Origin of the sequence: Gordonia iterans (genome assembly GCF_002993285.1) — a bacterium.
GTDB classification, from domain to species: Bacteria; Actinomycetota; Actinomycetes; order Mycobacteriales; family Mycobacteriaceae; genus Gordonia; species Gordonia iterans.
On sequence record NZ_CP027433.1, the window covers coordinates 2841436 to 2863177 of the forward strand.

The 21742-nt window shown below is 69.5% G+C and carries 21 protein-coding genes and 1 pseudogene; 10 read left to right on the plus strand and 12 right to left on the minus strand.

Translation table 11 applies throughout. The features are described 5' to 3' along the window. Positions 1–6: 6 nt before the first annotated feature. Together C6V83_RS13015 and gcvT are read right to left on the minus strand one after the other, a co-directional pair. Complete coding sequence (locus tag C6V83_RS13015) at positions 7–1107, minus strand: branched-chain amino acid aminotransferase (protein WP_105942754.1); 1101 nt, start codon at positions 1105–1107, stop codon at positions 7–9. Between the two features lie 81 nt (positions 1108–1188). Further along, positions 1189–2298: a glycine cleavage system aminomethyltransferase GcvT gene (gene gcvT / locus C6V83_RS13020; RefSeq protein WP_105942755.1), complete on the minus strand. Its 1110-nt coding sequence runs from the start codon at positions 2296–2298 to the stop codon at positions 1189–1191. A gap of 67 nt (positions 2299–2365) precedes the next feature. Between gcvT and C6V83_RS13025 the strand changes: the two genes are divergently transcribed. The 6 genes from C6V83_RS13025 to C6V83_RS13050 all read left to right on the plus strand — a co-directional run bounded on the left by C6V83_RS13025 (position 2366) and on the right by C6V83_RS13050 (position 9468). Then, positions 2366–3913, plus strand: a complete 1548-nt coding sequence (locus C6V83_RS13025; RefSeq protein WP_105942756.1) for a leucyl aminopeptidase — start codon at positions 2366–2368, stop codon at positions 3911–3913. Between the two features lie 129 nt (positions 3914–4042). Then, entirely contained in the window at positions 4043–5809 is a 1767-nt protein-coding gene (gene sucB / locus C6V83_RS13030) for a 2-oxoglutarate dehydrogenase, E2 component, dihydrolipoamide succinyltransferase (RefSeq protein ID WP_105942757.1), read from the plus strand. Positions 5810–5845: 36 nt separating this feature from the next. Continuing rightward, on the plus strand, positions 5846–6727 hold the full coding sequence (locus tag C6V83_RS13035) for a TIGR01777 family oxidoreductase (RefSeq protein ID WP_105942758.1): 882 nt from the start codon (positions 5846–5848) through the stop codon (positions 6725–6727). Continuing rightward, positions 6720–7430 (plus strand): lipoyl(octanoyl) transferase LipB, encoded by a 711-nt coding sequence (gene lipB, locus C6V83_RS13040; RefSeq protein WP_105942759.1) that lies wholly within the window; start codon positions 6720–6722, stop codon positions 7428–7430. Before C6V83_RS13035 ends, lipB begins: the two co-directional genes overlap by 8 nt. Next, positions 7427–8449: a lipoyl synthase gene (lipA, locus tag C6V83_RS13045; RefSeq protein ID WP_234353722.1), complete on the plus strand. Its 1023-nt coding sequence runs from the start codon at positions 7427–7429 to the stop codon at positions 8447–8449. The genes lipB and lipA overlap by 4 nt, the downstream gene beginning before the upstream one ends. A gap of 257 nt (positions 8450–8706) precedes the next feature. Continuing rightward, positions 8707–9468, plus strand: a complete 762-nt coding sequence (locus tag C6V83_RS13050) for a DUF4191 domain-containing protein (RefSeq protein ID WP_105942760.1) — start codon at positions 8707–8709, stop codon at positions 9466–9468. Positions 9469–9585: 117 nt separating this feature from the next. Here the strand turns inward: C6V83_RS13050 and C6V83_RS13055 are convergent, their stop codons facing one another. Genes C6V83_RS13055 through C6V83_RS13075 form a run of 5 tightly spaced genes read right to left on the minus strand, consistent with a single transcriptional unit; the run spans position 9586 to position 14026 of the window. Next, a complete protein-coding gene (locus C6V83_RS13055; RefSeq protein WP_105942761.1) occupies positions 9586–10299 on the minus strand; it encodes a DUF805 domain-containing protein in 714 nt (237 codons plus the stop codon). 32 nt (positions 10300–10331) lie between these two features. Further along, positions 10332–10610: a DUF2277 domain-containing protein gene (locus C6V83_RS13060; RefSeq protein ID WP_105942762.1), complete on the minus strand. Its 279-nt coding sequence runs from the start codon at positions 10608–10610 to the stop codon at positions 10332–10334. 28 nt (positions 10611–10638) lie between these two features. Beyond that, on the minus strand, positions 10639–12123 hold the full coding sequence (locus tag C6V83_RS13065; protein ID WP_105942763.1) for a flavin-containing monooxygenase: 1485 nt from the start codon (positions 12121–12123) through the stop codon (positions 10639–10641). Beyond that, positions 12120–13079 carry a patatin-like phospholipase family protein gene (locus tag C6V83_RS13070; protein ID WP_105942764.1) on the minus strand — a complete coding sequence of 320 codons (960 nt, stop codon included), beginning with the start codon at positions 13077–13079 and terminating at the stop codon, positions 12120–12122. The genes C6V83_RS13065 and C6V83_RS13070 overlap by 4 nt, the downstream gene beginning before the upstream one ends. Beyond that, a complete protein-coding gene (locus C6V83_RS13075) occupies positions 13076–14026 on the minus strand; it encodes an SDR family oxidoreductase (RefSeq protein ID WP_407646283.1) in 951 nt (316 codons plus the stop codon). The genes C6V83_RS13070 and C6V83_RS13075 overlap by 4 nt, the downstream gene beginning before the upstream one ends. A 145-nt stretch (positions 14027–14171) precedes the next feature. Here C6V83_RS13075 and C6V83_RS13080 point away from each other — a divergent pair, with 145 nt between their 5' ends. Then, positions 14172–14783 (plus strand): TetR/AcrR family transcriptional regulator, encoded by a 612-nt coding sequence (locus C6V83_RS13080; protein WP_105942765.1) that lies wholly within the window; start codon positions 14172–14174, stop codon positions 14781–14783. A gap of 9 nt (positions 14784–14792) precedes the next feature. On the opposite strand, the gene C6V83_RS13085 is transcribed toward C6V83_RS13080, so the two are convergent. From C6V83_RS13085 to C6V83_RS13105, 5 genes and pseudogenes are all read right to left on the minus strand, one after another. After that, entirely contained in the window at positions 14793–15338 is a 546-nt protein-coding gene (locus C6V83_RS13085) for an RDD family protein (RefSeq protein WP_105943939.1), read from the minus strand. A gap of 248 nt (positions 15339–15586) precedes the next feature. Further along, positions 15587–15826, minus strand: a pseudogene (locus tag C6V83_RS13090) (integrase core domain-containing protein); the annotation flags it as partial. A gap of 7 nt (positions 15827–15833) precedes the next feature. Next, entirely contained in the window at positions 15834–17000 is a 1167-nt protein-coding gene (locus C6V83_RS13095; RefSeq protein ID WP_234353723.1) for an IS110 family RNA-guided transposase, read from the minus strand. 88 nt (positions 17001–17088) lie between these two features. Then, a complete protein-coding gene (locus C6V83_RS13100) occupies positions 17089–17973 on the minus strand; it encodes an IS3 family transposase (RefSeq protein ID WP_267893955.1) in 885 nt (294 codons plus the stop codon). Between the two features lie 14 nt (positions 17974–17987). Continuing rightward, the gene (locus tag C6V83_RS13105; protein ID WP_105940842.1) at positions 17988–18305 is read right to left on the minus strand and encodes a transposase; all 318 of its coding nucleotides are present in this window, start codon (positions 18303–18305) and stop codon (positions 17988–17990) included. A 379-nt stretch (positions 18306–18684) separates the two neighbouring features. Between C6V83_RS13105 and glnA the strand changes: the two genes are divergently transcribed. From glnA to C6V83_RS13120, 3 genes are all read left to right on the plus strand, one after another. After that, positions 18685–20118 carry a type I glutamate--ammonia ligase gene (glnA, locus tag C6V83_RS13110; protein ID WP_105942767.1) on the plus strand — a complete coding sequence of 478 codons (1434 nt, stop codon included), beginning with the start codon at positions 18685–18687 and terminating at the stop codon, positions 20116–20118. Positions 20119–20291: 173 nt separating this feature from the next. Next, positions 20292–21110: a serine hydrolase gene (locus C6V83_RS13115; RefSeq protein ID WP_105942768.1), complete on the plus strand. Its 819-nt coding sequence runs from the start codon at positions 20292–20294 to the stop codon at positions 21108–21110. Positions 21111–21121: 11 nt separating this feature from the next. Then, on the plus strand, positions 21122–21688 hold the full coding sequence (locus C6V83_RS13120) for an FKBP-type peptidyl-prolyl cis-trans isomerase (protein WP_105942769.1): 567 nt from the start codon (positions 21122–21124) through the stop codon (positions 21686–21688). Positions 21689–21742 lie beyond the last annotated feature (54 nt).

Consider the following 21742-nt stretch of genomic DNA (forward strand, 5'->3'; position numbering starts at 1 on the left):
CGGAGCTCACGGGTAGAGCGTGGTCATCCACCCGTGGATGTCGGCGAAGGTGCCGCGCTGCAGCCCGGTGAGGGTGTCCCGCAGGGCCTGGGTCACTTCGCCGGTGGCGCCGTCGCCGATCAGGTAGTCGTCGGTGTCGCTCTTGACCCGGCCGACCGGAGTGATCACCGCCGCAGTGCCGCATGCGAAGACCTCGGAGATCTCCCCTGAGGCCGCGCCCTTGCGCAGTTCCTCGGTGGAGATCTTCCGCTCGCTGACGCGGTACCCGGCGTCGGCGGCCAGGGTCAGCAGCGAGTCGCGGGTGATTCCCGGCAGCAGCGACCCGGACAGTTCCGGCGTCACGATCTCGGCGTCCGACCCCGTGCCGAGGACGAAGAAGAGGTTCATGCCGCCCATCTCCTCGATGTAGCGGCGCTCGACCGCGTCGAGCCAGACGACCTGGTCGCAGCCCTGCTCGGCGGCCTGCGCTTGCGCGAGCAGCGAGGCGGCGTAGTTGCCGCCGAATTTGGCCGCGCCGGTGCCGCCCGGCGAGGCGCGGACGTATTCGGTGCACAGGTAGACGCTGACCGGCTTCACACCGCCGGAGAAGTAGGCGCCGGCCGGCGAGGCGATGACGACGAATCGGTACTCGTTCGCCGGACGCACCCCCAGACTCGGCTCGGTCGCGAACATGAACGGCCGCAGGTACAACGACTCCTCGCCGCCGGACGCAGGCACCCAGCCGTGGTCGACGGCGACCAGGGCGCGCAGCGCGCCGATGAAGTCATCGACGTCGAACTCCGGCATCGCCAAGCGGCGAGCGGAGTTGTTGAAGCGCTCGGCGTTGGCCTCGGGCCGGAATGCCGCGATCGAACCGTCCGGCTGCCGGTAGCCTTTGAGCCCCTCGAAGATCTCCTGCGCGTAGTGCAGGACCATCGCCGCCGGATCGAGGGCGATCGGGCCGTACGGGGTCACCATCGCGCGGTGCCAGCCGCGATCGCGGTCGAAGTCGACCGTCACCATGTGGTCGGTGAAGTGGTTACCGAAGCCGGGCGCGGACAGGATCTCGTTGCGGCGCCCGTCCGAGACGGGGTGGGGATGATCGGTAAGCGCGAACTCCAGGGTCATCAGCCTAGGATAGCGCCGCCTGTCCAACCGGTTTTCAGACCGGGTTCACCGACCGGCTCCCCGCCAGGCGAGCCGGTCGGCTCAGACGTGACTCTCGACGAACGGCGGATCGACGACGATGCACGGCACCGCCCGCCCGCGGACGTCGACGCTCACCTCGTCGCCCGCTTTCAGCCCGGCGAGGGTGTCGAGGAAGGCCAGCGCGATGCCGGTCTTGAGCGTCGGCGAGAAGGTGCCCGAGGTGCATTCGCCGATCGCCTCGCCGCCCGGGTACAGGTGGACGGTGCAGCCGGCGCGCAGGACCCCGCGACCGGTGGCCTTGAGACCGGTGAGGCGGCGTGCGGGACCCTGCTCCCGCTCGGCGATCAGGGCCTCGCGCCCGAAGAACTCCGGCTTCTTCCAGCCGACGGCCCAGCCCGACCGGGCCTGGACCGGGGTGATGTCCTCGCTCAGTTCGTGCCCGTGCAGCGCGTAGCCCATCTCGGTGCGCAGCGTATCGCGGGCGCCGAGGCCGGCCGGCAGGCCGCCGCGCTCGGTGACCTCCCCCAGCAGCGCGTCCCAGACGGGGCCGGCGTCGGCCCAACGGGGCAGCACCTCGTAGCCGCGTTCGCCGGTGTATCCGGTGCGGCACACGCGCACCGGACACGACGCGCCGTCCACGTCCACGGTGCCGTCGGCGAACGCCATGTACTCCATCTCGGACGGCAGGCCGAGCGCATGCAGCACCGCGGGCGCCTCGGGTCCCTGGACCGCGAACACGCCGTACTCGCGGTGCTGGTCGGTCACCGTGACGCCGTCGGGGGCGGCGGCCGAGAGCGCGGCGACGACGGCGGCGGTGTTGGCCGCGTTGGGCACCAGAAACACCTCGTCGTCGCCGACCAGGTAGGCGATCAGGTCGTCGATCACGCCGCCGCGCTCGTTGCAGCAGAGCGTGTACTGCGCCTTGCCCGGAACGATCTTGGCCAGGTCGTTGGAGAGCGTGCGATTGACCAGGGCGGCCGCGCCGGGCCCGGCGACCAGCGCCTTGCCGAGATGGCTCACGTCGAACAGGCCGACCTTCTCACGCACCGCCTGGTGCTCGACGGACGTGCCGGAGTAGGAGACGGGCATGTCCCATCCTCCGAACTCGGCGAAGGTGGCGCCCAGGGCGCGGTGACGGTCGGCGATCGGGCCGGCAAACAGTTCGGTCATAGCGCTCACCGTATCGCGCCGCGCACCGCCGCAGGCTGGCCGTGCGGTTGCTCTACAGTCGGTAGGCGTGAGCAGCAACGACATCATCAGCCGCCAACGCGGCCCCCGAATCGACCTGGTGACCGGCCTGTCCAAGGACGACGACGTCCTCGTCGTCGGACTGATCGCCCCGGAGACGTCCGACGAGTCCGGCGACGACCCGAACACCGACGAGCCCACCCTGCTGGTGACCGAGGATCTGCTCGACGACGCCGCCGCCGAGGCCCTGACGTCCGCGCTGCGCGCCGTGCAGGCCACCGGCAAGCAGGGACAGGTCGCTACCGTGCCCGCACCCGACGGCCTGCCGGTCCGCCTGGTGGCGGCCGTCGGGCTGGGAACTGCCGAGGAGTCGGAGTCGCCGGAAACCGTGCGGCAGGCAGCCGGCAACGCGATCCGCTCCCTCGACGGTGCGGGCACCGTGGTCTCGACGCTGTCGGCCGCCGGTCTGGGCGCCGCCGCCGAGGGCTTCTACCTCGGGGCGTACCGCTTCGACGAGTTCCGCTCGGATGTATCGCGGCCGGAGAAGCAGCCGCCGTCCCAGGTCGGACTGCTGGTGCCGCAGAAGTCCAAGCAGGCCAAGGCCGAACTAGACCACGCCCTGGTCGTCGCCGATGCGGTGGCGCTGGCCCGCGACTTCGTCAACACCCCGCCGAGTCACCTGTTCCCCGGCGAGTTCGCCGACCGGGCCCGCCGAGTCGCCGCCGCCGCCGGGCTGACCGTCGAGATTCTCGACGAGCAGGCACTGGCCGACGCAGGCTATGGCGGCATCGTCGGTGTCGGACAAGGCAGTTCCCGTCCACCGCGACTGGTTCGGATCGCCTACTCGCCGTCGAACGCCGAGAAGTCGGTGGCCCTGGTCGGCAAGGGCATCACCTTCGACACCGGCGGGATCTCGATCAAACCGGCGTCCGGCATGGAGCAGATGACCTCCGACATGGGCGGCGCGGCCGCGGTGATCGCGGCCGTCGTCGCCGCGGCGAAGCTCGGCCTCGGCGTCGGCGTCACCGCGACGGTGCCGATGGCCGAGAACATGCCCTCGGGCACCGCGCAACGTCCGGGCGACGTGCTCACCCAGTACGGCGGCACCACCGTCGAGGTGCTCAACACCGACGCCGAGGGCCGGTTGATCCTGGCCGATGCCATCGTGCGCGCCTGCGAGGACGAACCGGACTACCTGATCGACACGGCCACCCTGACCGGTGCGCAGATGGTCGCCCTGGGCACCCGCACCCCGGGTGTCCTGGGCACCGACGATTTCCGCGACCGCGTCGCCCGCCTCTCGCAGGAGACCGGCGAGAACGGGTGGGCCATGCCGATGCCCGCCGAACTGCGGGCAGATCTCAACTCGCGGGTGGCCGACCTGGCCAACGTCACCAATCACCGGTGGGGCGGAATGCTCTCGGCCGCAATGTTTCTGCGTGAGTTCGTCGCCGACGGGATCGGCTGGGCGCATATCGACGTCGCCGGTCCGGCGTTCAACTCGGGCGGCCCGTGGGGGTACACCGCCAAGGGCGGCACGGGTGTTCCGGTCCGGACGCTGATCGCCGTGCTGGAGGACGTCGCCGACGCCGGCTGAAGCCTACCCGCGGGTACGACGGACCGCCCTGAAGAGCATCGCGCAACGGGGTAGGGTTTGACGCAGGCGAGTCGAGGCGCGGCCTCGGCGCGGATCGATTTCACGACTTGATTCAAGGGAGCAAAACGCATGGCCTTCTCCGTCGAGATGCCCGCACTGGGTGAAAGCGTCACCGAGGGCACGGTCACTCAGTGGCTCAAGAGCGAGGGCGACACGGTCACCGCCGACGAGCCCCTGCTGGAGGTCTCCACCGACAAGGTCGACACCGAGATCCCGGCGCCGGCGAGCGGCGTGCTGATCAAGATCGTCGCGCAGGAGGACGACGTGGTGGAGGTCGGCGGTCAGCTGGCGCTGATCGGCGAAGCCGGTGAGGCCGCCGGCGACGACTCGGCCGCCGCTTCCGAACCCGCGGCCGAACCCGCTTCCGAGCCGGAACCCGAAACCGAGGCCGAGCCCGCTCCCGAAACCGGCTCGTCTGCCCCGGCCGCTTCTTCGTCTGCGCCCGCCGAGGGGCAGGCCGTGACCATGCCCGAGCTGGGCGAGTCGGTCACCGAGGGCACCGTCACCAACTGGCTCAAGGCCGTCGGCGACACCGTCGCCGTCGACGAGCCGCTGGTGGAGGTCTCCACCGACAAGGTCGACACCGAGATCCCGTCCCCGTATGCGGGCGTGCTGCTGGAGATCGTCGCCGACACCGACGACGTCGTCGCCGTCGGCGGCAAGCTCGCCGTGATCGGCGAGCCCGGCGCTGCGGCCCCGTCGGCTCCCGCGCCGTCGCGGCCCGAGCCCGCCGAGACCCCGAAGACCGAGACCCCGAAGACCGAAGCTCCGAAGACCGAAGCACCGAAGACCGAAGCACCGAAGAGCGAGGCACCCCAGCCGGAGAAGGAAGCGGCCCCCGCGCGCGCCGCTGCTCCGGCCGCCAAGGAGCCGACTGACCTGGAGTCGACCCCGTACGTGACTCCGCTGGTCCGCAAGCTGGCCGCCGAGCACGACATCGACCTGGCCACCGTCACCGGCACCGGGGTGGGCGGACGCATCCGCAAGCAGGACGTCCTGGCCGCGGCCGAGGCCAAGAAGGCGCCCGCTGCGCCTGCGCAGGCCTCCCCCGCTCCCGCGTCCGCGGCGCCCGCGAAGCGGGCCGCCCCGGCCGCCAGCCCGGAACTCACCGCGCTGATCGGCACCACCCAGAAGATCAACCGGATCCGCCAGCTCACCGCAGCCAAGACCCGCGAGTCGCTGGCCTCCAGCGCCCAGCTCACGCAGGTGCACGAGGCCGACCTGACCAGGGTCGCGCAACTCCGCCAGCAGGCGAAGGCCTCGTTCCGGGCGACCGAGGGCGTCAACCTGACTTTCCTGCCGTTCTTCGCCAAGGCCGTGGTCGAGGCGCTCAAGGTGCACCCGAACGTCAACGCGTCGATCGACGAGGCGAAGAAGGAGATCACCTATCACCCGCACGTGCACCTGGGCATCGCGGTGGACACCCCGCAGGGCCTGCTCTCCCCGGTGATCAAGAACGCCGAGGATCTGTCGCTGGCCGGACTGGCCCGGGCGATCGCCGACATCGCCGCCCGCGCCCGCTCCGGCGACCTCAAGCCCGACGAGCTGGCCGGCGGCACGTTCACCATCACCAACATCGGCAGCGAGGGCGCCCTGTTCGACACCCCGATCCTGGTGCCGCCGCAGGCCGCCATGCTCGGTACCGGAGCCATCGTCAAGCGCCCCGTGGTGCTGACCGCGGCCGACGGCACCGAATCGATCGCCGCCCGGTCGATGGCCTTCCTGCCGCTCACCTACGATCACCGCCTGATCGACGGCGCCGATGCCGGACGCTTCCTGACCACGGTGCGTCAGCGCCTGGAGGCCGGCGAGTTCGCGGCCGACCTCGGCCTCTGATCGACGACGACACAGAGAGCGGGTAGCAGCGTCCCCATGCGTATCGCCGTCGCCGGCAGCCACGGCCTGATCGGTTCCGCCCTGGCCGAGTCGCTCGCCCGTTCCGGGCACGACGTCGTACGCCTGGTGCGCAGCACCGTCACCGGTCCCGATCAGGTCCGGTGGGATCCCGAGGGCTACGGGATTCCGCCGGGCACGTTCGACGGCGTCGACGCGGTGGTGGGACTCGGCGGACTGGGTCTGGGCAACCGCCGGTGGAGCGGCTGGGTCAAGCAGCAGTTGCGTGATTCGCGGATCGTGCCGACCGCGGTACTGGCCGAGGCGGTCCACGAGGCCGGTGTGCCGGTCTTCCTCAGTGCCAGCGCGACCGGCTTCTACGGCGACACCGGCGACGACGCCGCGACCGAGGAGACCGGACCCGGCGACGGGTTCCTGGCGGATTTGACCGTCGACTGGGAAGCGGCCGCGCTGCCCGCGGTGGGCGCGCGCGTGGTGCATCTGCGCACCGCGCCCGTGCTGTCTCGCCGAGGCGGCCTGCTCGGTCGGCTGCGTCCGCTGTACAAGCTCGGCGCCGGCGGGCCGATCGGCGACGGCCGGCAGTTCTTCTCGTGGATCACACTGGCCGACGAGATCGCGGCCATCCGCCACGTGCTGGACGACGATTCCCTCTCCGGCCCGGTGAACCTCTCTGCGCCGCAACAGGTTCGATACAGCGAGTTCAGCGATCAGCTGGCCCGGGCACTGCATCGCCGATCCCTGGTGAAGGTTCCCGCCCGCGTCGCCAAGGCCGTCGGCGGTGAGCTCGTGGAAGAACTGATCCTCGCGTCCTCGCGCGTCGAGCCGAAGCTGCTCCTGTCGCGCGGCTTCACCTTCGCCCACCCGACGCTCCCCGCAGCTCTGGAGTACGCCCGTGCGTAACGGTTCCGCCCGCGCCGCCACCGGTCCCGTCGAGGTCCGGCCCCTCGGCGTCGTCGACTATGAGGAAGCCTACGACCTCCAGCACCGCCTCGCCGCCGAGCGTGCGAGCGGCGAACTCGATCACGACGTCCTGCTGCTGCTCGAGCACCCCTCGATCTACACCGCCGGCAAGCGCACTGAGGACTCGGACCGTCCGGTGAACGGGGCGCGGGTGATCGACGTCGACCGCGGCGGTCGTATCACCTGGCACGGGCCGGGTCAGCTCGTCGGCTACCCGATCGTCAAGCTCGCCGAGCCGCTCGACGTGGTCGACTACGTCCGCCGCATCGAGGAGGCGCTCATCGCCTTCTGCGCCGATCAAGGGCTCGCGACCACCCGGGTCGAGGGCCGGTCCGGTGTCTGGGTCGACGACGACGCGGGGCAGCGCAAACTCGGTCAGATCGGCATCCGGGTGTCCCGCGGGGTCACGCTGCACGGCTTCGCGCTGAACGTCGACCCGGACATGGCGGTGTTCTCCGCGATCGTCCCGTGCGGGATCGCCGACGCAGGGGTCACCTCGCTGGCGGCCGAGCTCGGCAGACCGCTGTCCGTCGCCGACACCCTCGCTCCGGTCGCCGCGCACGTTCAGGAATGTCTGGACGCCGATCGAGCGTTGATGCATCCGGAAGCATCCGCACCCCCGAGCGTAGGATCGACACAGTGACATCCCAGCATCCCGAAGGCCGCAAGCTCCTCCGTCTGGAGGTGCGCAACGCGCAGACCCCGATCGAGCGCAAGCCGAAGTGGATCAAGACCAAGGCGACGATGGGCCCGGAGTACTCCGAACTCAAAGGCCTGGTTCGCAGCGAGGGCCTGCACACCGTGTGCGAGGAAGCCGGGTGCCCCAACATCTACGAGTGCTGGGAAGACCGTGAGGCCACCTTCCTGATCGGCGGCGAGCAATGCACCCGCCGCTGTGACTTCTGCCAGATCGATACCGGCAAGCCCGCCGCGCTCGACACCGACGAGCCGCGGCGCGTCGCCGAATCGGTCCGGGCGATGGGTCTGCGCTACTCGACGATCACCGGCGTGGCGCGGGACGACCTGCCCGACGAGGGCGCGTGGCTGTACGCCGAGACCGTCCGCAAGATCCACGAGTACAACCCGGGCACCGGCGTGGAGAACCTGATCCCGGACTTCCATGCGAATCCGGAGCTGCTGGCCGAGGTGTTCGACGCCCGGCCCGAGGTGCTCGCACACAACCTGGAGACCGTCCCCCGCATCTTCAAGCGCATCCGCCCGGCGTTCCGGTACGAGCGGTCGCTCGACGTGCTCACCCAGGCCCGCGACTTCGGACTGGTGACCAAGTCGAACCTGATCCTGGGCATGGGCGAGACCCCGGAGGAGGTGCGATCGGCACTGCGCGATCTGCACGACGCCGGCTGCGACATCGTCACCATCACCCAATACCTGCGCCCGACCCCGCGGCACCATCCGGTGGAGCGGTGGGTCAAGCCGGAAGAGTTCGTCGAGCATTCCGAGTACGCCACCGAACTCGGATTCGCCGGGGTGCTCGGCGGCCCGCTGGTCCGCTCCTCGTACCGCGCAGGCCGCCTGTATGCCCAGGCGATGGCCAAGCACGGCCGCGAACTCGATCCGGCGATGGCACACCTGGCGAACGAGGGCAGCACCGCCCAGGAGGCGTCCTCGGTGATCGCCCGGATGGCCGCCGCCGCCCGCTGACCGAGCACTCCAGGCCGTCGCCGCTCACCCGCCGAACCCGTCGCCGCTCACCCGCCGCTCGCTCGTCGAGCCTGTCGCCGTTCGCCCGCCGTTCGCCCACCGCTCTCCCACCGCTCGCTCGCCGCTCGCCCACCGCTCGCCAGCCGCTCGCCCGCCGCTCGCTCGTCGAGCCTGTCGCCGCTCGCTCGTTGAGCCGGGCGAGGCGCTAGCCGAGACCGTGTCGAAACGCCCGCGCATCCCCCGATAGACTGGAAACCATGGCAAAGCCCACAGACCCCGCGAGCAAAGAGGCCAAGAAGGCCGCGAAAGCCGCCCGGAAGGCCGCTTCCAAGCAGCAGCGCCAGCAGATCTGGCAGGCGTTCAACATGCAGCGCAAGGAAGACAAGGCGCTGATCCCCCTGATGCTGGCGATCGTGATCGGCACCGGCGTGGTGTTCTTCCTGATCGGCCAGTTCGCGTTCGGCGGACGCTGGTTCATGCTGGTGCTCGGCGTCATCCTGGGCATTCTGCTGGCGTTCATCTTCTTCGGACGCCGCGTGTCCAAGAGCGTCTACAAGAAGGCCGAGGGACAGCCCGGGGCCGCCGGGTGGGCGCTGGGCAACATGCGTGGACAGTGGCGCGTACAGCAGGCCGTGACCGGCACCAGTCACCTCGACGCCGTGCACCGGGTGATCGGCAAGCCCGGGATCATCCTGGTCGGCGAGGGTTCGGCCGGTCGCGTGCGACCGCTCATGGCGCAGGAGAAGAAGAAGGCGGCCCGCGTGGTCGGCGACACCCCGATCTACCAGATCGTCGTCGGCAACGACGACGGCGAGGTCCCGCTGGCCAAGCTCGAGAAGCACATCAAGAAGCTCCCCGGCAACATCGACCGCAAGCGCATGGAGGCCCTCGACGGCCGCCTCGCCGCGCTGAAGAACAAGGGCGCGGCCGGGCCCGCGATGCCCAAAGGCCCGATGCCGCAAGGCGCCAAGATGCGCAACGTGGCGCGCACTGCGCGCCGCCGCGGAGGCGCTTCCTGAGAATCAGTGCTCGTCACCGTCGTCCCTGCACGGTCACGAGCGCCTGAGGATGCGCTGAGCGCCCCGGTCCGGTGACCGGGGCGCTCAGTGCATCGTCGATGAGTTTCTCTTGCCGGCCTACTGGCCGTAACCCTGCGGCGGCTGCTGACCGTAACCCTGCGGCGGCTGCTGACCGTAACCCTGCGGTGGCCGCTGGCCGTAACCCTGCGGCGGCTGCTGACCGTAACCCTGCGGTGGCCGCTGGCCGTAACCCTGCGGCGGCTGCTGGCCGTAGCCCGGCGGAGGAGTCTGGCTGTAGCCCTGCGGCGCACCGTATCCGGGCATCGGCGCCCCCTGGGTGTAGGGCGGACCGTACTGCTCGGCGTTGGGCGAAGTCTGGGAAGCGCACAGAACCAGGACCACGATGCCGCCGAACGGAATCAGGGTGAGCAGGTACAGCCAGCCGGTGTAGCCGGCATCGTGCAGCCGGCGCACGGCGACGGCGATGTTCGGGACGATGGTCGCCAGGGCCCAGACCACGAACACGATGATGAGCACGATCGCGAAGTAGGGCACACCGGCGCCCGTGGTGGTCACCGTGGTGTTGCCGGACGAGTCGGTGGTCGTGTTGGTGGTAGCCGCGATCGAGCCGATCACTGCGATCATCACGATGATGCCCAGGACGATGTTGATCAGATAGATGCCGAGGAACCACCACCAGAACTCGGCGCGACTCGCCCGCCCGCTGAAGGTGGCGTACTTGGTGAAACCACGCTTGATCGCGTCGATGAACCCGATGTCGTAGTCGGGCCAGTCGATCGGCGGGGTCTGTGGTCCAGGGGGATTGGTCATGGGGACATTATTGCCCCGCCGGGGCGGTCTGCCTAGCGCGCGGTCGCGGGGAACCGGGCCGCCGACCGCGCCTTCGCCTTGGCCGCCTCCACGTCCCGGTCTTTCGGCGGCGCGCTGGTCACCAGGTGGTCGAGCAGCTGCCGTGTCGCGGCGGCGATCTCCTCGACCGCTGCGTCGAACACCTCCCGGTTGGCTTGCGAGGGCTTGCTGGTCCCGGCGACCTTCCGGACGTACTGGAGCGCGGCGGCGCGCACCTCGTCGTCGGTGGCCGGCGGATCGTAGTTGTGGAGGACCCGGATGTTTCGGCACATGTCTTCGACGGTACGCCGGGTCCGGCGCTCACGGAACGACCACGGATCGCTCCGGCGCCTCGACCCGGAAGTGCTCGACCTCGGGCTCGGCGAGCAGGCGTTCCATCCTCGCGCGGTCGAACGGCCACAAGTCGATGCGTCCGCTCTCGGTGAGGTACCACGAATGGCAGCCGGTGTTCCAGACGGTCGGCCCCAACGCGGCGGCGACGTCGTCGTAGAACGACGACGTGGCCTCCTCGGTCACCTCGATGCGCTCGATCTCGCCGCGCGACCACCTCCCCAGCCACCGTGCGATGTACCGGCTCGTGAGCTCCGCGGAGTACTGCAGCGAGATGGAGCCGGTGGGCGAGTTCGGGCCGAGCACCGTGAAGAGGTTGGGGAACCCGGGGATCGCGGTCATCCGGTAGGCACGCGGACCGTCGGACCACGCCTGCTCCAGGGTGATCCCGTCCCGTCCGCTGATCGCCATCGGCCGCATGTAGTCGTGCGCACGGAAGCCGGTCGCCAGCACGATCACGTCGACATCGTGTTCGGTGCCGTCAGCAGTGACGATCCCGGTCGGGGTGACCCGGTCGATGCCGTCGGTGACCAACTGCGCGTTGGACCGCTGCAGTGCCCGGTAGTAGGTCCCGGAGATCACCTGACGCTTGCACAGCGGCTGGTAGTCCGGGGTCAGCTGCGCTCGGAGCCCGGGATCGCGGACCTGGGCCCGCAGCGACAACCGCGCGTACCGCTGAACCAGCGAACGTCGCCAGGACGGCCGCAGCACGACGTCGGCGAAGATCCCCGACCCCCACAGCAGACCGCGGTAGAGGTCCTTGTGCAGCCTCGGCAGAGCCCCGAGAACCGACGCCGTGCCCGGAAGCTGCGGCAGCGACATCGGCGCCCACAGCACCCACTGTGGAGACCGGACGAAGTGGATCAGCGAGGCCGCGACCGGCTGCAGGGCAGACACCACCTGAACACCGGTCGATCCGGTGCCGACCACGGCGACGCGCTTGCCGTCGATCTTCAGCTCGGGGTCCCAGCGTGCGGTGTGCACGACGCGACCGGCGAACTCGTCGAGCCCGTCGATGTCGGGGTAGGCGGGGTTCTCCAGGACCCCGGTCGCGCAGAGGACGAAGTCGGCGGTCAGCCGCTCATCGCCGGCGGTGGTCAGCGTCCACTCCCCCGTCGCATCGTCGTACTCGGCGGAGATCACTTCGACGCCGCAGCGGATCAGTGCGGACAGCCCGAGTTGCTCGACGACGTCCCGGTGGTAGCGCTGGATCTCCTCGCCGGTGGCCCACACCCTGGACCAGTCGGGCTTCGGCGCGAACCCGAACTGGTAGATCTGCGACGGGACGTCGCAGGTCAGGCCGGGGTAGCGGTTCCAGAACCAGACACCGCCCACGTCGGCGCCCTTCTCCAGCACCGTGACGTCGGCGAAACCCGCCTCGGTCAGAACATGCGCGGCGGTGATGCCTGCCACGCCTGCGCCGATGATCACCACGCGCGGTTCGCGATCGCTCATCGCGCCTCCTCCAGGGTCAGCGCTGCGGCCACCGTCGCGCGAGCACTGCGGAGTGAGCCCTCGAAGGCCGCGGCGCGCTTCCGGCGGTTCATGAAGTTGGGGCCGAGCGCGCCGAGTTCGGCGGCGGTCGGCGACACGACGACGACGCGCGTCCCGCGGGCTCGCACCCGGTCGACCTCTCTGCGCAGCTGCGCCGACATCGGCCGGCGCAGAAGCACCGCCTCGGCGAGTCCGCCGGGGCCCGGGCCGCGGGTGAAGTCGAGACCGGCCATCGACGCGATCACGTAAACCACCTCCGCCTCGCCGGGACCGATCAGGTCGACCGACGCGGTCGACGCGGCGCCCCCGTCGACGTGGTCGAGTCCGCCGACGGTCACCGGAGGCATCCATCCGGGGATGCCCCACGACGCCCGGAGTGCCTGATTCAGCGACGCCGTCGAGTCGAGGGCCGGATTCGACGGCGCGTCCTCGCCCGACCCGGTGAAGGCGATGCGCCGATCGTCCTCCGGGCGATAGGCCACCAGACGGACTCCGGATCGCGGCAGCCAGCCGGTCGTCGGGTCGGCCACCGCATCCGCCAGCTGCCCCAGCCACGAGGCATCCCCTCGACCGCGCGGGGCGATGCCGGTCAGTGCCCGGTGGCCGCCGCGCCGGGTCAGTGCCGACATCCGCGGCGGTGCGAGCCGTGGCAACGGCGGAAGGGGCCCCGGTGTCGCGGCCAGGTGCGCGGCCAGCCGTTCGTCGACGGGCCGCCCGAGTTGCATGTCCACCAGCTCCGTCACCGAGAACCCCGCGCCGAGCATCGTCGCCAGCTCGGCACCGGCCGAGGTGCCCTGCAGGATGTCCGCCTCGCGCGGATCCCAGTCGAGATGCTCGGCCAGCGCGTGGAGCGCAGCGACCGACCAGGCGCCGCCGAGTGTGCCTCCGCAGCCGATGACGAGTGCGGTCCTGGTCATCGTGCCGCCTTCTCGGCCGGGGTGCGCGCGGCGCCGGCCGTCGGCACGGTGCCCGACACCGCGCTCGCCCCCGCCTGCCGGTCGATTCTCTCGAGGTACTTCCGGCGGCCGACGGGATCGAGCGCCATCGCCTGGTCGTGACCGATCAGCGCGCGAACCGCTCGTTCGACCGTCTCCGGCACAAAGGCCTCCACCAGCGTCCACGCCGGCAAGACCCACGACGGCGACGAGGTCTTCGCAGCGCGTGTCGTCACGGTGCGCACGATCTGCTCGGCGACGTCCTCGGGGTCGACGGTCGGCAGCACGGAGAGATCGGCGCCGGAGGAGAGCTCGGTCCGCACGGCGGCCGGCATGATCGCCGACACCGTGACACCGGTTCCGTCGTACTCGCGACGCGCGGCGAGCGAAGCGCCGAGCGCCGCGTACTTGCTGGCGTTGTAGGTGACCATCCCCGGCAACGGGATCATCCCGGCCATCGACGAGACGTTGACGACGTGCCCGCGTCCGGCCGCCGCCATCGACGGCAGCACGGCGTGCATGCCGTTGAGCACCCCGCGCACGTTCACGTCCAGCATCAGGTCGGTGGTGGCCGCACTCTCGTCGGCGAACGGCCCCACCGGCATCACTCCGTTGTTGTTCACCAGCACGTCCACGCGACCGTGCGCGCCGATCACCTCGTCGATCAGCGCGGTCCAGGAGGCCCGGTCGGTGACGTCGAGCCGGCGCGCCGTCGCCCCGCGAATCGACGCCGCGGTCTCGGCCGTGACGTCCGCGTCGAGGTCGCCGATCCACACCGTCGCGCCCGCCGCCGCGAAGGCCTCCGCGGTCCGGGCGCCGATGCCGCGGCCGCCCCCGGTGACGATCACCACAGCGCCGTCGAGGTCGATCGCCGGCACGCCGCGCAGGTATCCGATGCGCGACGTGATGCCGCGCGACAACGCTCCCAGGAAGTCCACGTCTCAGGTCCTCTTTCGTCGGCCGCCTGCGGCGGTGCAGTCTGCCCGGGCATGTGGCGCCGGTCTCACTCGGAGTCTGGTTCAGATACCCCGGGTATGTCAATACTTGCGGTATTCAGAATGTAGGATCGTCGGCATGACGATCCGCCTCAGTCGCGCCCAACAGCGCGAACGGACGCAATCCGAGCTGCGGCGAATCGCGCGCGCGGAGTTCCTGCGGCAGGGATACGCGGCGACCAGGCTCGACACCGTCGCCGAGCTCGCCGGCTACTCCAAGGGCGCCGTGTACTCGAACTTCGCCGACAAACGGGCCCTGTGCCAGGCTGTCCTCACCGACATCCGGCGCGAGAAGTTCGCCGAGATCGCCGCGATCACCTCGTCGAGCGACGACGTCGATCAGATCGCGGACAAGCTCGGCGACTGGATCCGCGCGACCGTCGGCGACGCCGAATGGACCGCCCTGGAGCTGGAGTTCAGTGCGCTGGCGCGGACCGACCCCACGGTGCACGCGCTGACGGCGGACGCCCGGCGCGAATTCAGCGCCGCCATCGCCGCTCTGCTCACCGACGTCCTCGGCGATCCCGCCGAACTGGCGCCCGGACTGCCCGGCGTCGGCGATCTGGCCGATCTGCTGCTGAGCACCGGAATCGGGCTGGGCATCAGCCGCGCCTTCGACCCCGACGTGTCCCTGGAACCCGGGATCGCCGGACTCAAAGGCCTCTTCGGCCTGCTGGCGGCCCTGCGCTGAACCGGCGTGTCAGCGTGCGCGGACCACGGCGGTGCCGGTGACCCGGTCGTGCATGGCGCGGCCGTTGTAGTCGTTGATCAGCGCGGGCACCACGAACGGGATGAGCAGCTGGCGGAAGAAGGCGCGCACGATCCCGACGGCCGCCCGCGGCTGGGTCCCGGCGGCCTCGGCCGCACCGCGCTCGGCGCCCAGGTCGGCGCGGGCCACGCGCGTGCCTGCGAGGTACTGGCCCGGGGTGAAGCCGAAGAACGCCACCGTGAAGATGCCCAGAACGAACCAGATGCCGAACTGCCACCACGCCATCGCCTGCACCGTCACTTCGAAAGCGCTGAAGACGTGGCCGTCGTCGTTGACGATCTCCTGCCGCGGCCCGACGATCGCGAACGCGACGCCCGCCGCGATCAGCCAGTCGACCAGCAGCGCGACGACCCGCACCCAGCCTCCGGCGATCGAGCCCGGACCGTCCTTCGGCAGTCCGAGATCGGCGCCGCGGTACTCGACGTCTTCGGCGGCGATGTACGGGCCGGTCAGCCAGGAACCCGCGGCATCGCGCATCGTCGAACTCGACGACGACGGCGCGGTCTTCTTCGCACGGCGGGAACTGTCCTTCGAAGCCATGCCGTCCATCCTAGTGTCCCGTGTCGAAAGTTCTTTCGCGGTATGCCGGGGCCCGATGAACGTCTGGCGGCGTTGTCCTCGGTCAGGATGTCAAGCCCCGGGTTTCTTGGAGACTGATTTAGTTGGTTTCCTTGGTTGCCAGAGCCGAGTTGGCCTGGACGTGTGATCGGCCTGCAGTGGCCGTGTCAGGCGGCGTTCTTGTCGTCGGCTGCTTGATCGAGGCTGGCCCAGTAGGCGGCCTCGTACTCGGCGGGCGGGACGTGTCCGAGCTCGCCGTGGAGCCGTCGCTGGTTGTACCAGTCGACCCACTCGGCGGTGGCGATCTCGAGGTCATCGATGCCGTGCCACATCCCCTTGCGTCGCTGCCTGGGGCCGCGGACCAGCTCGGCCTTGTACAGCGAGTTCAGCGCCTCGGCCATCGCGTTGAAGCTCCTATAGATTGTCAAGTCGATCAGGCCGCGATTTCGAGTTCGTCAACGAACGGGGTTCGGCGGTGGTATCCGGTGTGGGCAGGAGTCGGAAGAGTTCACGTGCGAGGTAGCGCTTGAGGCAGCGGATGATTTCCCGTTTCGATAGGCCCTCGGCGGTGCGACGTGCGACGTAGTCGATGGTGGGCTGATGCCAGCGCATCCGCACGATGACGACCCGGTACAGCGCGGCGTTGGCCTGGCGGTTCCCACCGCGATACAGCCGGTGGCGGTTGTTGGTCTTGCCTGATCCGGCCGGGATCGGACAGGCGCCGCACATTTTGGCGAACGCCGCCTCGGACTTGATCCGGTTGGCGTTGTCGCCGGCGGTGATCAGCATCTGGGCCGCAGTGTCGTAACCGACGCCGACAGCCTCGACGAGCCGGGGTGCAGCGGCCACGGTGAGTATCTTCAACGACGCGGCGTGAGCCTTGGCCTCTTCATGCAGCGCAAGCCAACGCTGCGCCATCGAGGACAACACATGTCGCATCGCGGCCTCTGGATCGTTCGGGACAACTACGGCTGGTGCTCCACGGCGAACGGGTGGCAATGGGGTCGGGCCTTCCAGTGCCGCGCACGCGGTGATCAGCTTGTGGTCAGTGAGCTTCTCCAACTTTGCGCGCAGCGCTTCGCTTCCCGTCGCGAGGGTCGCTTTGAGTGTGATCATGGTGGTGGTTCGGGCTTGGACGGCACCGTCGTAGGCGATCTTGACCAGCCTGATCGTCTCCACTGCACCATCGGCGGTCTTCGGTGCCGATAAGCCGTGGCCGGCCAGCAGCTGCCGAGCGGCGTGCTCGGCGTCGAGGGTGTCGTTCTTCCCCGCGAGACGACGTTCGGCGGCCCGCGCGGGACGGGCGATCTCATGGACCTGGTGGCCGTGGTTGCGCAGGTAGCGGGCCAGGCCGACGCCGTAGGAGCCGGTGCCTTCAACGCCGAACCCGATCAGACTTCCGGCCGGGCCGACCAACGCCAGGCAGAAGGTGACGAGCTCGTCGAATCCGGCGACCGTGGCCGGAGTGACCACATCACCGAGTCGTCCGCCGAGACCGTCGATCGCGACTGCTACGTGGTTGTCCTTGTGGGTATCGACACCGATGATGACATCGTCACGGCGGAGCTGCATGCTGGACATTGGACTGTGGATTCCTCTCTCGCATTCTGGGTCCATGGCTCAGCTGGCCGGAGTGGGCGGACAGGACTGCGATGAGACCCTGGTCGAGTCAGGCTCCTATCAGGTCACTGCCCACCCGGCCAGCAGCCTGGGTGAACGCCACCATCCGGGGTCGACAGGTCAACGCGAAGACACCCGCAGGGCCGGTCGTAGCAGGGGTCAGACACCAGGTGGTGACGCATACATGATCCTCGCAGTCGTAACTGTCGCCCTTGGACCCCACCGAGGCGACCACGTCGGCCTCAGCGAGCCGCTGGGTGTAGCGGATCGCTCGGTACTGGGCGCCCCTGTCGGAGTGGTGGACCAGTCCGGTCAGGTCCCGCCCGTCGCGCTGGCGACGCCAGATCCCCATCTGCAGCGCGTCCAGGGCGAGGTCGGTGTAGAGGCCCGTCGAGACCTGCCAGCCCACGATCATCCGCGAGTAGACGTCCAGTACGAACGCCGCGTACACCCACCCCGACATCGTCCTCACATATGTCAGATCCGCTACCCACAACCGGTCGGGCCGCGACGCGGTGAAGTCACGGTCGACCAGGTCAGCGGGCCGGCCGGTCTCCGCCGCGGGCCTGGTGGTGCGGGGATGCTTGTCGCGGAGCACACCCCGCAGCCCGGCGGTCCGCATCAGCCGCTCGACCGTGCACCGCGCCACCGACTCCCGGCCCGGCCCCGCCGACTGGCCGGGCTGGCTCGGCATCTGCCGGTTGATCTCGTGCCACACCTTCCTCGCGCCGTAGACCTCCATGTTCTCCTCGTGCACCTTCCTGATCATCTTGGTCAACTCCTCATCACGGATCGACCGCGGCGAAGCGGGCCGAGCCTTGTAGGCGTAGTAGGTCGACGACGCGATCTCGGCACTCGTGCCCTCCAAGGCAGCCAAGACCGGCTGGACGCCGCCGTGTTCCTCCGCAACGGAGTCCACGAACTCGACCCTCAACGCCGTGGGAACAGCTACCTCGCCGGACGGTCCAGCTCCGCGGCGAAGAAAGCCGATGCCTGCTTCAAGATCGTGTTCGCCCGCCGCAACTCACGGTTCTCCCGCTCCAACTCCGCGATCCGGCCCGCCTCGGCCGAGGTGACACCCGGCACGACACCGCCGTCGATCTCGGCCTGCTTCACCCACGTCCGCAACGCCTCGGGATGCACCCCGAGCTGGTCCGCAATCCGCTTAATCGCACCGACCTTCGATGCCGGATCCCGCCGAGCCTCCACCGCCAACCGAGTGGCCCGCTCCCTCAACTCCAACGGGTACTTACGCTGTGCTGCCATCTTCCTCTGTTCCTCCAGGTTTCGATGTCTCCATCAAACCCGGGGCGGGACAGGATACCTGCCGGTATCCCTCCCTCGTCCGCCTTGCCGGCCGCCCATCGGACTCCCGGCAACCATCGAGAAACTTCCGACACGGGACACTAGTGTCGCCGCCTCCCGGGCCCGAATCCGCCGAATCCGCACGCCGGAGGGCCCGGGAATTCACGAGATCCACACACAGCGGCCGCTGTGTAACACGGGGGAAACACTTGGTTGACCGGCGGGCAACCTCGCCTCCCTACCGTCAAACGCAACGATTCACACCTCACTCCGATAAGAATCAGGGTGTGAGTTGCGGCCAGAGAGGTTCTGGCCCACCCGAGTTAGGAGAACGGCGACCGTGTACAACACGAACGAAGAACTGCTCGAGGGCATCAAGACCGAAGGTGTCGAGTACGTCGACATCCGGTTCTGCGATCTCCCCGGCACGATGCAGCATTTCTCGATCCCGGCTTCGGCCTTCACCGAGGACGTCTTCACCGAGGGGCTGGCCTTCGACGGTTCGTCGGTCCGCGGCTTCCAGTCGATCGACGAGTCCGACATGATGCTGCTCCCCGACCCGGCCACCGCACGGATCGACCCGTTCCGCAAGGCCAAGACGATGAACCTCAACTTCTTCGTCCACGACCCGTTCACCCGCGAGGCCTACAGCCGCGATCCGCGCAACGTCGCCCGCAAGGCGCAGGACTACCTGACCTCCACCGGCATCGCCGACACCTGCTTCTTCGGCGCCGAGGCCGAGTTCTACATCTTCGACTCGGTCGCCTACGGCTCGGAGATGAACGGCACCTTCTACGAGGTCGAGTCGGTCTCCGGCGCCTGGAACACCTCGGCCGCCACCAACCCGGACGGAACCCCGAACCTCGGCTACAAGGTCCGCCCCAAGGGCGGCTACTTCCCCGTCGCCCCGTACGACCACTACGTCGACCTGCGCGACGAGATGTCGACCAACCTGACCAACGCCGGCTTCACCCTCGAGCGCGGCCACCACGAGGTGGGCACCGGCGGTCAGGCCGAGATCAACTACAAGTTCAACACTCTGCTCCACGCCGCCGACGACGTGCTGCTGTTCAAGTACATCATCAAGAACACCGCGTGGCAGAACGGCAAGTCGGTCACCTTCATGCCGAAGCCGCTCTTCGGCGACAACGGCTCGGGAATGCACGCGCACCAGTCGCTGTGGAAGGACGGCAAGCCGCTGTTCCACGACGAGTCGGGCTATGCCGGCCTCTCGGACCTGGCCCGCTACTACATCGGCGGCATCCTGCACCACGCCCCGAGCCTGCTGGCCTTCACCAACCCGACCATCAACTCGTACAAGCGCCTGGTGCCGGGCTATGAGGCCCCGATCAATCTGGTCTACAGCCAGCGCAACCGTTCGGCCTGCGTGCGGATCCCGATCACCGGTAACAACCCGAAGGCCAAGCGCCTGGAGTTCCGTTGCCCGGACAGCTCGGGCAACCCGTACCTGGCTTTCGCGGCCATGATGATGGCCGGCCTGGACGGCATCAAGAACAAGATCGAGCCGCACGAGCCGGTGGACAAGGACCTCTACGAGCTCCCGCCGGAGGAGGCCAAGGGCATTCCGCAGGCGCCGACCTCGCTCGCCGCGGTGATCGACCGCCTGGAAGAGGACCACGACTACCTCACTGCAGGCGGCGTCTTCACCGAGGACCTGATCGACACCTGGATCTCCTACAAGCGCGAGAACGAGATCGAGCCGGTCCAGATCCGCCCGCACCCCTACGAGTTCCAGCTCTACTACGACTGCTGATCGCTCGTCGACGTATACGACGCCCCCGGTTCCGCACCGGGGGCGTCGTGCATTCGATCACGGCGCCGGCGCCTACGGTGGGGGATGACCGGACGACACCGGGCGCCGGACCCGCAGCCCCCGCCTGACCGACGCAGCGCGCCGTCCGGCCCGGCGCCCGCCTGGGCATCGCGTTGGCTGCGATCGCGGTGATCGCCGCGGCGGCCGTGTACGCCGGGCACTACGAAAAGGTCGGTCCGCCGGTCGTGGCCGGGACCCCGCTCAGCCCGCAGGAGCAGCTGCACACCTCGTTCGACGAGTTGGGCCTCGCGCTTCCGGTCGGCGTGGCGATCACCCCGGTGGGCGGCGGGGCGACCGTTCTGCTCGGTGATCAGAGCGTGCTGGATGCATGGTCGACGATCAAGATCCCCCTGGCCCTGGAGGCAGAACGGCGACACGGGGCCAACCGTTCGGAGACCAAGGCGATCATCGACTCGGACAACCGGTCCGCGCGGCTGCTGACCCGGTCGCTCGGCACCCCGGACGAGGCCGTCAGAGCGGTCACCCGAGTACTGCGCGAGGGCGGCGACCCCCACACCGTCGTACGCCCGGCCGGAGACGACGCCCAGTGGCCGCACCTGGGAGAGACCGTGTGGACCCTCGCCGATTCGGCGGCCTGGACCGCACACCTGCCCTGTCTGAGCGGCAGCGCCCACGTGCTGGATCTGATGTCGCACGTCGCGACGGCGCAGAACTGGGGTCTGCGCAAGACATCCGGCGACGCCGCGGTGAAGGGCGGCTGGGGTGCCGAACCGGGCGCCGGCTGGCTGGTCCGCCAGATCGGGATCCTGACCCTCGACGACCGCACCCGCGTCGCCGTGTCGATGGGTGTGGCCGCACCGAAGATGAGCTTCGAACAGGGCGTCGGCGCCCTGAACGCGGTCGGCCGCTGGCTCGGACGCGAGCGCTCGCTCCTGCCCGGCGGCTCCTGCCCCGTCGCGGCCGGACGGTAACGTTCTGTCCCATGAAACGCACAGCCCTGCTTCTGCTCCCGGCGGCCGCCGCCCTCGCTCTGACCGCTTGTTCCTCGGACGGCGACTCCTACTCGGTCTACGACCCGAGCGACCTGTCCTGCGCGACGACGCCGGCCCCGGCGGACACCAAGCCCGAGTGGACGGTCAAGGGAGCTACCGGAGAGGCCCAGATCGCCCCGGCGACCAAGGAGCACGGCCCGTTCATCAAGGTCGACAAGCCCTTCACCGTCACCGACACGGAAGTGAAGACCCTCGTCGAGGGCGACGGACCCGAGGTCGCCGCCACCGACACCGTGTACGTCTGCTACGAGGGTGTGAACGGCCGCAGCGGCGAGGTCTTCGACTCCGCCTACCAGCGCGGGCAGGCCACCGACTTCCCCGTCAGCGGTGTCGTTCCCGGCTTCCAGAAGGCGTTGATCGGGCAGAAGGGCGGCTCCTCGGTCGCAGTCGTGATGACACCCGCCGACGGCTACGGCCCGATGGGCGGCAACCCGCCCGCGATCCTCGCCGACGACACCCTGATCTTCGAGCTGAAGATCGCGAAGGTCGGCGAGTGATCCCTGCCTGACGGCTGACCGGGCCGGTCGTTCGGGACGCGGACGGCCGGCCTG